Annotated in this window: 9 protein-coding genes and 1 tRNA gene; 3 read left to right on the forward strand and 7 right to left on the reverse strand. The window is 51.9% G+C overall.

The genetic code is table 11. The features are described from left to right. From ACLUYS_RS07135 to ACLUYS_RS07145, 3 genes are all read right to left on the reverse strand, one after another. On the reverse strand, window positions 1–362 hold a 362-nt coding region (locus ACLUYS_RS07135; protein WP_412659469.1), incomplete at its 3' end, for an iron chelate uptake ABC transporter family permease subunit. Continuing rightward, a complete protein-coding gene (locus tag ACLUYS_RS07140; protein WP_230267801.1) occupies window positions 352–1,374 on the reverse strand; it encodes an ABC transporter substrate-binding protein in 1,023 nt (340 codons plus the stop codon). The genes ACLUYS_RS07140 and ACLUYS_RS07135, both read right to left, overlap by 11 nt. 116 nt (window positions 1,375–1,490) lie before the next feature. Beyond that, window positions 1,491–3,047, reverse strand: a complete 1,557-nt coding sequence (locus ACLUYS_RS07145) for a nitrite/sulfite reductase (RefSeq protein WP_412659470.1) — start codon at window positions 3,045–3,047, stop codon at window positions 1,491–1,493. A 403-nt stretch (window positions 3,048–3,450) separates the two neighbouring features. Between ACLUYS_RS07145 and ACLUYS_RS07150 the strand changes: the two genes are divergently transcribed. Beyond that, window positions 3,451–3,537 (forward strand) — tRNA-Leu (locus tag ACLUYS_RS07150). A gap of 134 nt (window positions 3,538–3,671) precedes the next feature. Here ACLUYS_RS07150 and ACLUYS_RS07155 read toward each other — a convergent pair. After that, window positions 3,672–5,909, reverse strand: a complete 2,238-nt coding sequence (locus tag ACLUYS_RS07155; protein ID WP_412659471.1) for a hypothetical protein — start codon at window positions 5,907–5,909, stop codon at window positions 3,672–3,674. Then, window positions 5,909–8,509 carry a hypothetical protein gene (locus ACLUYS_RS07160; RefSeq protein ID WP_412659472.1) on the reverse strand — a complete coding sequence of 867 codons (2,601 nt, stop codon included), beginning with the start codon at window positions 8,507–8,509 and terminating at the stop codon, window positions 5,909–5,911. Before ACLUYS_RS07160 ends, ACLUYS_RS07155 begins: the two co-directional genes overlap by 1 nt. Window positions 8,510–8,796: 287 nt before the next feature. Between ACLUYS_RS07160 and ACLUYS_RS07165 the strand changes: the two genes are divergently transcribed. Beyond that, a complete protein-coding gene (locus ACLUYS_RS07165) occupies window positions 8,797–9,570 on the forward strand; it encodes a hypothetical protein (RefSeq protein WP_412659473.1) in 774 nt (257 codons plus the stop codon). Window positions 9,571–9,755: 185 nt separating this feature from the next. Here ACLUYS_RS07165 and ACLUYS_RS07170 read toward each other — a convergent pair whose 3' ends face one another. After that, window positions 9,756–10,532 (reverse strand): ZIP family metal transporter, encoded by a 777-nt coding sequence (locus ACLUYS_RS07170; RefSeq protein WP_288820491.1) that lies wholly within the window; start codon window positions 10,530–10,532, stop codon window positions 9,756–9,758. A 282-nt stretch (window positions 10,533–10,814) separates the two neighbouring features. On the opposite strand from ACLUYS_RS07170, the gene ACLUYS_RS07175 reads away from it, so the two are divergent. Continuing rightward, entirely contained in the window at window positions 10,815–11,345 is a 531-nt protein-coding gene (locus ACLUYS_RS07175) for a hypothetical protein (protein WP_230268119.1), read from the forward strand. A gap of 124 nt (window positions 11,346–11,469) precedes the next feature. On the opposite strand, the gene ACLUYS_RS07180 is transcribed toward ACLUYS_RS07175, so the two are convergent. Continuing rightward, a partial coding sequence (locus tag ACLUYS_RS07180; protein ID WP_412659474.1) for an IMP dehydrogenase occupies window positions 11,470–11,770 on the reverse strand: 301 nt, incomplete at its 5' end.

Raw genomic sequence — 11,770 nt, forward strand, 5'->3', positions numbered from 1 at the left:
ACGAGAAGGCCGCACGCCAGACCGCCAAAAAAGCCGAACACCGTTCCTGCGCTGAAGGAGAGCGGAAAGAGACTGCTGCCAAGAATGGTAAAAAAGCCGACCGAGGCGTTGACGCCGATGATGTTGGCCGAGGCCAGCGGATTATGCAAAATGGTCTGGACCAAAGCGCCGGAGAGCGCGAGCGCACTTCCCGCAAGAAGAGCGCCAAGTACGCGCGGCAGACGCAGATGCAAAACGATCGAGCGCATCGATTCCTGCATCGGATCCAGCCAGCCGGCCGGACCGGCCAGTATGGAAATCACAGAAAGCCCAACCAGGAGAACGAGCGCGCCAAGCACCATTTTGCGCGGTTTACTCGCCATAGACGATCGTTTCGAGATTTTCCAGAGCATCCGCCCACTTCGCGTTTGGCTTCAGGTTGTACAGCTTCTGATCGAGGACATACACTTTTCCGTTTTTAACCGCGTCCAGGTTTTTCCATGCATCGCTCTGAAACAGGGCATCGGCGATTTCCTGCGCCTGTTCGTTCGTTTTTCCCTGCGCGACATAAAAAATCTGATCCGGGTTTTCTTTCGCGATGACTTCCATGGACAGCGTGTCCAGACCGTCTTCGCCAGCAATGTTTTCCGTTTTCAGATCCGCTAACATGGAGCCTAATACTGAGTTGGAAGAGCCAAGCGCCTTGATTCCCTTTCCAGTTTCGCGAAGAGCCAGAACTTTTGGCGGGTTATTGCGCTCTTTGTTTCGAATGGCTTCGATGCGTTTCTGCTGTTCGAGACCGTTCTTTTCATAGCTGCTTGTATCCCCGGTAATACGACAGAACTGTTCCAGGACGCGCAGATAGTCTTCAAAGGAAGACACATCATAGTAAACGACAGGAATGCCGGATTCCTCCAGCAGATCCGCCATTTTCTTCTGAGAATCGTTTTTGGCACTGGCGATGACCAGGTCCGGATCGGATGAGAGCAGCGTTTCCTGCGCAATGGATTTCACATCGCCCAGATCCTGTACCTTTTCGGAATCGAGATCCAGATCAAAGGACGTCCACGTATCATGCGCCGCTGCCGCAATCTGATCCTTGCCGCCGGCATCCGCAAAAAGGTCCGCAAAGCTTCCGATCAGAATGGCTGCGCGCTCCGGCTTTTGAATTTCGACCTCACGGCCAAGATCGTCCTTAAGAACAATCGTCTGCTCATCCGTCTGGGTGTAAAGCGCCGAAGAGAGCGAGGACGTCTGGGAAGAAACGGAAGCATCCGCGGTTTGCGAAGAGTTCGACGCGCAGCCGCCCAGAAGAGAAGTCACGGCGGCGCAAAGCAGAAGGCGCGAGGCTAAGGAAGATTTTAAATTCAGGTTTCGTTTTGTAATTTTGTTCATAAGACAGTATTTGAATGGTGTTTTGAAAACCGGTGTAAGAAAACCGGTCTGAATCAGGAAAACGCTTCGGGATCAGAATTCTGATGCCGAAGCGTGAGTGAAAATCAAATTGGATATTAAATCAGGTAATCGGCAGCGGCTTCTTTTACTCCGTCTGGATTGGCCTTTTCCCAGGCATCATAGCCCATGCCAGAAGCTTCCACGATGCGCGCGAGATGGATCAGGAAATCCGGAATGCGATCAACCGGAATATTGCCGAGCTCCACGCCCATTTTTTCTTCGCCCTGTTCATCGTTTCCTCCGGCATAAAGCAGGAAGGTCGGAACCGGCTTCTTATCGACGACTTTCAGAGCGCCGCGGAAACCGATCTTGCCGATCTGATGGGCGGCACAGCTCGACGGGCAGCCGGAAATATGAATCTGCGGCAGAGCGTCATCGGCGACGCCGGCTTCGCTGACTTTGGCCAGAATCGTGCGCAGCAGATCCTGCGAATCGCGCAGACCGACCTGACAGATGGACGCACCAATGCACGATTCGGACGTTTCGAACGCTGTCCGCGCCGCTTCGGATTCAATGATTTCCAGAATCTGACGGGCTTCGTTTGCAGTCAGGTTAATGATATAGGCCCCTTCGTCCGGGGACAGACGCATTTCGACCTGATCCATATGTTCGAGAGCGCCGGACAGACGGCCGAGCGTTTCGATCGAAGGAACGCCGCCGCGCGGATGGAAGAGAACGCTGTACAGATCGCCGTTGGTCTGATGCTTCACGATGAAGGACTCTTCGAGCGGTTCGCCCTCGCCTTCCTTGTGAATGCGCAGATCTTCAAAATTGTCTACATACAGGTTCTTTTCTTCTTTGAGCTTGCGGAATTCCTTGTCGAATTCCTCGATCAGACGATCGCGGCCAAGGCTTTCCTGCAAATAGCGGGTTCTGGCTTTGGAGCGGTTTTCGTAGTTGCCGTATTTACGGAACAGGCGGATCATCGCTTCAATGACGTACAGAATCTTACCCGGTTCCAGGCTTTCTTTGACTTTTACGCCAAATTTAGGATTGTTTCCCAGACCGCCGGCGATATAGACATCGTAGCGGCCGTCTTCTCTGGCTACAAAGCCAAGATCGCGGAACGTCGCATGAGTGACGTTGGATTTCGAATTGGAGAACGCGACTTTCAGCTTGCGGGGCATTTTGTCCTGGTCGATGAAATCGAGCAGGAATTCAGCAGCCGCAAGGGCATGGGGCATAACGTCAAAGTATTCTTCTTCCACGCCGCTGAGCGGAGAGCACATCACGTTGCGCGGATAGTCGCCGCCGCCTCCGTAGCAGACGATGCCGACATTGGGGGCCTGCTCCATAATGTCGCAGACGGTATCGACATCGAGATCGTGCAGCTGGATGGTCTGGCATGTTGTAAAGTGCGCCATCTTGACATCGTGCTTGCGAATCATTTCAACAATAAAGCGCAGTTTTTCCGGCGTGACGCGGCCGCCGCTCATACGCAGACGCAGCATGCTTTTCTGGCCGCCGCGCTGGGCGTAGCTTCCGTATTTTCCGGAGAAGCCTTTGTATTCCTTCATATTCATCTGGTGATTGAAGAATTTTTCCGCTCCTTCGCGAAATTTCGGAACGACTTTCTTATATTCATCGTAATCGACAGGTTTTAAAACAGACATGGATATTTACCTCTATTCCACTTCAGTATAATACAGTGCATTTTCTGACACCCCTTACTTGAATCACAAATCTGAGGATTTTGACGTGCGGCTGTCTCCGCCCGGCTTCGTTTTTGAAACGTGTATATATCCTTTGCGGTTCCTTTCCTGCTCATTTCGGATAAAAAGAGCGTCTTCTCTGTTTTCTGTTCAAAATCTGGAACCTTCTATCTTCTTCCCCTTTTCTGGACTGCGCAGGATCCGCCTTGCTTCGTTCGCACGGAGTGCCCGCTGGATTGTGGAATATCACGCTATTCCTTCCAGGCTGCGAAACATGTCCTCGTGCCTGTCCGATTCGTCGGCTCTGGCGGCTTTTGATCTTTCCGTTGAATCCCCTTTTGGATTTCTTTATAATGAACACGTTGCCCGCGTGGTGAAACTGGTAGACGCAGTGGACTCAAAATCCATCGACAGCGATGTCGTGCCGGTTCGAGTCCGGCCGTGGGCACCATTTTCGAACTTCAGTCCCCAGATCTGGGGATTTTTTTATGAAACGAAATAACGCGCAGATCCATACGGAAATCTGCGCGTTTTGTTATGCGGGGTGAACAATGAAATCAATCCGCTCACTTAATCGCCGCTCACTCAATCGGATAAATCCGAATGAACTGCGTCGTTTAGAGGTTCTTCGTTTTTTTGCGCTGTATTTTCGTCGATCCCGTTTTCCGGCTCCAGTCCGGAAAAATCGACAGAGCGATCGACCGGCTCCTCGACCGGATTATCCTGTGCCGGATCCGAATCGGGCGAAGATGGGGTCATAGGCGGGAACGCTTCCTGATCTTCCGTGGTCTCCATCGTTTCGAAGTCTTCCTCAAACGGATCTTCGGGGTCAGCCTCATCGGGATCAAACAAAGACGCCTGCGAGAGTAGTGCCAGCGAGGCCAGCGGCGATTGCGAATCCAGATTGGCGGGAAGCAGACTGTCGCTGTCCGAAACATTTAGCGGCCGCTCGTAAATCGCTCGGGCCTTTTCGATCTGATTGGTAAAGAGACGCTGCAAAGCTTCAAACTGATCGGCCTGCCGGGTTCCCGGATATTCGTAAAGCGAAATGATTTCGACCTGCGGAAAGATCGACTCCGAATCGCGGACCAGATCGTAAATCGAGCGGGCGATGCGCAGACGAGTCTGTACTTCCGGATTTCGTCCATTGAATACGTAAAGACCGGTAATCTGATCGTCCGGATGAATCGGCGAAATGGAAAACAGATACTTGAAGATCAGCGGGAAAATTTTCTGCTTTTTGACATCGTGCGACGTGGAGTACTTGGCATCGCCGAGAATGTAGCGGGCACCTTTCCACTTTGGACTTTCAATGCGGAATACGTAGTCCGGCGTGTAGTACGTTCCATAGGAAGATTCTTCACTGCCCTTGATCGGCATCGAAATCGATGTGGAGCGGCCAAGGCCGGTAATCGCGCGGTCTGGATGCTTGTGGTTGTAGATGACCGGCTGATAGTAAAGCGTGATTTTCAGATCGTCCTTCTGATAAATGTAGACGTTGTTGATCTCGGTGTTCTTATAAAACGTATCGCTTTCAAACGTGTGGTTGACCCGGTACGAACGGGTGCGCTGAAAGCCGCTGCTTTCGAAAAACTCGCCCAGCTTCGTCAGAACGTACACTTCATACATTTCCGTAATCTGCAAAAACGTTCGAACGAAGCGAAGATCGCCGACACTCACGTTTTTCCTCGCGAAGCAGCGGCTGATGCTTTCGTAAATCAGACGGTATGCGGGCAGCTGACGGAACGCCGGGGTCAGCGTCGGCGCTTTTTTCAGTTCAATGAGTCTGGCCGGAATGGCACGGGAATACACCTGATACAGATAACGGAACCCCGCGAGCAGATCCCGCAGTTCGTTTTCTGTCGAATCAAACGAGTTTTTCATGACTTCGTACAGGAAGGCCGCGGAGTTCTGCATGTTCGTGATCGTCTTGTCATGAAGAACCGACCGGGCAGGAATCAGCTTTTTCTCCCTGGCCAGTTCGGGAATCATGGCTTCAATATCGTCGCAGACACCCTTGAGAAACGAGAGAGTGACCTGATTTTCGTACACATCCGTCGTACTGAGCGTCTGATCGACGTGCGAGAGATCGGGAATATATGTGTTCATTCCAATACGCAGACCGACGCGGGAATCGCGAACACGATGCAGGGCTTCTGGATGTCCCAGCAAATACCGCACGCTGGCCTGCATGGACTGGCTGCTGCCGTTCTGAGAGTGAAGCGCAGCTTTTCTTGGCCGCAGGCGAATGAGCCGCCAGGACCGTTCAAAAAGCGTCGCGGTCTGCTTGAGCTGACGGATCTTGTCTTCAAGCGAATAGTAGCCGGGCCCTTTAGATCCTTCCCGGGTATCGTAGTCTTCCCTGGTTCCGTAAAAGAGCATCGGATTGTGACGGGCAATATAGGCGCCCATGGAATTGACGGAATAGTTTTCGTCCGTCAGCGGCGTGATGACTTCGATGTAGTCGGAGTAAAACATCTGAGCCGGTCCGCTGGCGTAAGTCACCCGGATGGTAAAGCGCGCAAAGCCAAAGGCATCGGCGAAAATCGATTTCGACCGGCCGCCGGGCGCGAAGTAGAGACGGTTGGTATTGGCGTAGTAGGTGGCACTGATCGGATAGTGGTTCAGCTGAACTTCCACATGCCGGATGTAGCCGGCACGCGGAACGCTGAGCTGCGCCGAATACGATCCCGTGGCATACACCTGGGCTTTCTGCGCTTTTAACAAATAGGAGAGCGGCAGTACTTCATCGGCCGGATGCAGCGGAACTTCGATCAGTTCCGCCCGGTAGTCGTCATAAAGCCGCAGTACGCTTTCGGACATCAGCTGAAGAACTGATAGAACTGCATGGAACCGTCTCCTTTTTCCATGATTTCCTTCAGTTTTCTGCCGCACTTAATGAGTCCGCCTGTTTCGCAGACTTTTTTCATTTTTTCCAGAATGGTACGGAACTGGTGCGAAGACCCGTTGATTTTCGGAAGCAGACGCTGGAGTACGGCGTAGTCGAGCGCCATCGTGCCGGCATCACTATAGGCCTCGTCTTCATCGGGTACAAACCAGCGCAGAGTGGTCAGCACGTATTTGCGCAGCGCGCTTTCCGAACGGATGGAAACCGTAAGTCCGGCTTCCTTGAACAGAGCGGCCAGCGACTGATACACGTCTTCAAGCGCGCTTGGCAGCGTCTGGCTGTCTTCCTGCGGCAGGAACACTTCGTCAAGCTGTTCGTGCGTAATCAGCGAAGAGCGGAATTCGTCTTCCAGAAGCGGTCTGGCCGGCTTGAGCAGCAGACGCTTTTCCGGCATCGTAATGACCCAGGCACGGTCCAGCAGACGGCTGCTTAACGGTTCGGTCGTGTGGTCGGACTGAATGGCAGCCGCAAAATGCAGAGTCCTCGGAATTTCAAACGTATACGTGTCGCCCAGCGCGATCGTACCGCGGATGGCGGCGTTTTCTTCCATGGACATGAAGTCGGCCCAGTAGTATTCCATGCTCGACAGGTTGGCATCGTCGAGAAGGACGAGCGCCGGGAGCGAATCCGAGCCGCTGTTTCCGCGGCTTTCCTGATTCAGAATGCTGAGCAGATCAAACAGACGCGGATCCGCTTTTTCAAAGGAGCGGGTCAGCGAGTTGTAAAAGCCGATCAGATCGCGGCGGCTTGACCAGCCGCGTTCGACGCTGACGGAGACAAAACGGGAGCAGTACGGAAACTGCGGATGACTTTTTTCAAGTTCTGCCGGCTGATCGAGGTGAAGCGCCTGCGCCGTAACGCGGCAGATCGACGTTTTTCCAGAGCCTGGCTGACCAGTAAAGATAGTCAGGAAGCCCTGGGTCAGGCAGATGAGAATGTTCAGAATTTCATTGCGGGAATATTCCGGACGGCTTTTCTGCATCGTGAACACCAGATAGTCCACGAGCTGTTCCTTCGAAAGGAAGGATCGCGGCATGGCCGCAATGGCGCGGGACGCCTGCTGGTAAATTTCCAGCCGTCTGGCATTTTCCAGACGGGCGGTATGTTCCATGAAGCGTTCGGAAATCATATTGTCAAATGAGATTTCCAGCGTTTTCTGGCTGGAGCGTTCGAGCAGTTCATCGAGTTTTCCCTGCAGGCCTTCCATCTGTACGTTGAGATCGGCAATGCTTTTTTCACGACGCGCAATTTCTTCCTGCAAGTAGGACGATCTTGCTTCCAGGTTGGCCACATCCTTGCCGATATTGGCCTGCCGCAGCGCTTCCTGGAATTCTTCTTCGGCTTTGGCTTTCATGGACTTGAGCTGATCGAGCTCTTCCTGATAGCGTTCGAGCTGCTGCTTTGGCTGCAGGATTTCCAGCTCATCGACGGCTTTCTGGAGTTCTTCCTTCTGCGCCTTCAGTTCGCTGTTTTTCTGCTTGAGCTGGCTTGTAAACGTGACGTATTCCGAATACGCAGGGAGCGCTTCGACAAATTCCTCATTTTCGAGCAGCTCATGAACCATATCCATATAGTCAGGATCGTCCTTGCGGGCCTTGAACATTTCCGGAATGAGCGAGGAAAGTTCATTAAAAAGTTCGCCGATTTTTGCGGACGATTCAAAAATCGCCTGAAGCCGCTTTACCCGCTCCGCAGCCAGTGCGGCCGGAATGTCCTTGCCGCTGATCAGCGAGTTCTGGTAACTGGCCAGCAGACTCGCAAACGCGGCGGGATCGACACCGATAGTTTTCGCCGTTTTTCCCTTGATGGATGCGGTAAAGTTTTCGATCAGTTCCTCATCGGAAATGGTGTCGGTCGGACACGGTTCGACGCCTTCGCCTTCGATACGGACATAGCCGCGCGTCACATCGATCTGTTCCAGCGTATGGATCCGATCCGCGAGAGAAGGCGAATACAGATAGCCGGAAATAATGGAGTTTTTCTGATCAAGCGAAGGATAGATCACCAGTTCATCGAGATCTTCGTCGTAACGGACCCGAAACGGGCCGACGAGCGTATTTTCGATCGGACCTGGAATCATGACCCGCATATCTTCGTTGACGTCGCGGGTATTCAAAATCACCGTTGAATCTTTACGCCAGTCCCCTTCTACGGCTTCCTGGGGGAGCGCATAGTACCAGCCCACATCTTCCATGCGAAGAATCGATCCGGAATACTGCTTGAACACATCGAGTTTCCAGGCGGAAGGATAGACGCTCCCATCGCTTTTCAAATTTGGAATGAGCTTATCGCTCTGAAAATCAATAATGACGTCGTCTCCGTCCTGAAACAGATCGTCTAAACGCATCGATGTCGAAGAGGAAAACAGATTCAGGTTGGGATACTGCGATCCCGGAAGAATCTTCTCCACATCTTCATCGCTCAAACGAATAAATTTGTCTTTTTCATAAATGTACGTCGGATAAAAATTCACATAAAATCCGCTGGTTCGAATTTCTCCTACATAGCGCGGCATAGTTTCATTCCTTTCCTGCCTTTCGGCTGAATTAATTTGATTATAGGACCGATCCCGGCCAGATTTTACGTTAAGCCGCTGAATTCAGGGATGTTTAGAAAAAATATAGAAAAGGCGCTCCCGCTTTCCCCTATAATTGAATCGGTCTGTCCAGTCGCTTGATATTCAGCGCAGGCAATCTTGAATGTTTACGAATGTATTATTTCGTATTCGTTAAAATTGCGGTCGTTTAGGCAGCCGATCTGCACCGCTGCTTTAGGCGCTGGCTGGAGAAAAGAGGAAAATGCATGCATTTTACATTTAAGGAAATCGAATACTACAAACCCGATGGAAAACCCGACATCTGTCTGGAATGCTTCAGCGTAATCGACCTGAATGTCTATGAACTGCTTGAATTCAGCCGCGACAAAAACAAGTGCTACTACTGGGCTTTGAAAAGTCAGATTACCGGCGATGTGAAAGCCTACATCACTTCGGTCTACTACATCGACGGCGAAAACAGCCTTACCGGAAAGCCGACGTTTAAAATCGTGCACGGTTTTGAATACGAAGACCCGCGCGAATATCACTGTCCGCGCTCGGTGCTCGACCGGCTGACGCCGACCACCGATCCGCGTGCCCTGCAATGGCGGCGCAAAGCGCAGTACGCGCTCAATCAGGCAGCCCTGCTCAATCAGAAATTTATCGAAGAACACCAGAAGGCGCAGCAGGAGCCGGATTTCTTGGTCCCTGCCCTGACTTCTTCTGTGACTGCGCTGATTGTTCAGGAAGAGAAGCTTCCCTTTTTGACCGAAGCAAAACCAGATAAGGTACACGATATGAAAAAAGAGGAAAACCAGACATACGCTTCAACTTTCCGTTCTCTTCTCAAAACCGACGCGGTGCTGCTTCCGCGCTCCCGTCATCAGACACCGAAACGCCGTCAGGTCCTTCTTGCGCCAAGACGTCTGAAAAAAGCAAAACGGCTGCCCAGACGACCGAGCAAGGATCATCCTTCCTTTACTGCAGGCAAACCAATGCACTTTCAGGGCAATGTCCTGCTGCTGAATCTGAAATATTAAGCGTACCTGTATCCTTTTCGCAATGGATTTTTGCGATTCTCTTTTCGCGACAGAGGATGACGCCTTCCGGCTGAATCCCTCCTGCCGACTCCATCCGCAGAAAAACCGGACTTTTCCGATCGTTTTCGATCCGGCAGAGTCCGGTTTGTTTGCTTTTTCTTTATGGCGATTTTGGACTGGCCGAATCAGCCAAGGAGCGTATCAAGAATCATCATCAGTACAAAGCCGCCCGAAAAGCAGAGCGTTGGCAGATTGGAATGTTCGCCCTGCACCATTTCCGGGATGAGTTCTTCCACTACCACATACAGCATCGCCCCAGCCGCAAAGCTTAAAAACCACGGAAGCAGCGGAACGATCCAGCTTTGCATGGCCAGAGTAAGCCCAGTGGCCAGCGGTTCGACAGCGCCGGAGAGCGTGCCAAACCAGAACGCCTTCCAGCGCGAATAGCCGCTGCCGTGAAGCGGCATCGAAATGATCGCGCCTTCCGGAACGTTTTGGAGGGCAATGCCAAGGGACAGTGCCAGAACTGCGGAAAACGAGATCAGATTCGTGTTCAGCATGCCAGCCAGCGTCGCTCCGACCGCCATGCCTTCCGGAATGTTATGCAGAGTGACCGCCAGAAACAGTTTCGTACGCTTTTTCAGACTCGAATGCGGGCCTTCTTCTTCCAGCGATCCCGGATGAATGTGCGGCGTAATGGCATCGAGCACAAGCAGAAAAAGAATGCCCAGCAGAAAACCGCCGGCAGCCGGCAAAAAGGCCATTCTGCCCATCGGTTCACTCTGTTCCATGGCCGGAATCAGCAATGACCATACTGAAGCGGCAGTCATTACTCCGGCCGCAATGCCGGAAAAGCAGCGATTTACCAGCTGTGAGAGCGGTTTGCGCACAAAGAAAACAAATGCTGATCCAGCAGCAGTTCCAAGCAGCGGAATAAAGGCTGCCAGCAGAATACTGTTCATTGCAGATCCTCCATTTATTACTGAAGCCGGTTCTCCACAAAACCGGCTAAAAAAGAAAAGCGGCTCCGGCAGAAAAACTGCTTTCAGTCTATCAGCGAAAGGACATTTTACCGACGGATATGAACGGCTCGTATAATACATTTGCCTGTCGAATGGCAGACTATTGATGAGAAAAACTTCAGAATATGTTTAGACGGACATTATCGAAAGACGCCATGATGGATGATAAGCTCAATTCATGAGAAATGGAATTCAAAATAAATTCCAGCAAGGAGAATCCCTGTGAAAACAATCCATCCTGCTCCACTGCCCCGCTCTTCTTCCCTGCGGCTTTACAATCTCATTTTCCCTCTGTTTTTCTTCTTTGTAGTTCCAATCACCTGGATCTGGCCGCTGTTCATTTTCGGCAATCTGGCAATCGACTGCGCCGTTCTCCGCTTCTGTCTTAAGCGCTTCAATCCTCGAAACTGGAAGCAGGGCTTTAAAAAGACCTGGTGGAAGGTCTGGCTGCTTGGGTATCTGGGGGACGTTCTGGGCTGCGTGATTCTGTTTGCGATTGGTTTTATTCCCTATTCCGAAACCCTCTATCCCATCGAAATGGCGGTATACTACAACCCCTGGTCCCATCCGGTTGGACTGCTTCTGGTCTGCCTGACGATTATCCTGGCAGGATTTGCGCTCTATTTTCTCGATTCCCGCCTGGCTCTTCGAAAGAGCGGGCTTTCCGTCAAAGGCAGACGGAAAGCAGCTTTGATCATCTCCATAGCGACCGCACCTTATGTGCTGCTGATTCCGACGTCTCTTTTCTTCTGATCAGTCAGCCGGCTTATCACTCAGTTTTTTGCAGATTTCCGCCTGTGAAATCTGCATTTTAATTTTTCCCATTTAAAAGGCAGACCGCCGGGGTCTGCCTGTCCAGTTAACAAAATGATTGGAATTACATCTGCCCGGCGTCGACTTTATCATCGCGGACGAGTACGTCATGGGCACCGCCCTCAGAAATCGATACAGCCGAAACCAGGGTAACTTTCGCGTTTTTCTGGAAATCCGGGATGTTGGTAAAGCCGCAGTTGCACATGGTGTGCTTGATCTTGGAAATCGTCAGACCGACGTTGTCCGCCAGTGCGCCGGCATATGGTACGTAGGAGTCAACGCCTTCGACAAAGGACATCTTGCCTTCGCCGCCGACATCATAGCGCTGCCAGTTGCGGGCACGGGCACTTCCTTCGCCCCAGTAC

The organism is Allobaculum sp., assembly GCF_047010065.1.
Lineage (GTDB): Bacteria > Bacillota_I > Bacilli_A > Erysipelotrichales > Erysipelotrichaceae > Allobaculum > Allobaculum fili.

Bases quoted from the DNA above. Each gene is read 5' to 3' on its own strand.
- ACLUYS_RS07145 (WP_412659470.1), bottom strand. From the start codon at position 3,047: ATGTCTGTTTTAAAACCTGTCGATTACGATGAATATAAGAAAGTCGTT.
- ACLUYS_RS07155 (WP_412659471.1), bottom strand. From the start codon at position 5,909: ATGTCCGAAAGCGTACTGCGGCTTTATGACGACTACCGGGCGGAACTG.
- ACLUYS_RS07165 (WP_412659473.1), top strand. From the start codon at position 8,797: ATGCATTTTACATTTAAGGAAATCGAATACTACAAACCCGATGGAAAA.
- ACLUYS_RS07160 (WP_412659472.1), bottom strand. From the start codon at position 8,509: ATGCCGCGCTATGTAGGAGAAATTCGAACCAGCGGATTTTATGTGAAT.
- ACLUYS_RS07170 (WP_288820491.1), bottom strand. From the start codon at position 10,532: ATGAACAGTATTCTGCTGGCAGCCTTTATTCCGCTGCTTGGAACTGCT.
- ACLUYS_RS07140 (WP_230267801.1), bottom strand. From the start codon at position 1,374: ATGAACAAAATTACAAAACGAAACCTGAATTTAAAATCTTCCTTAGCC.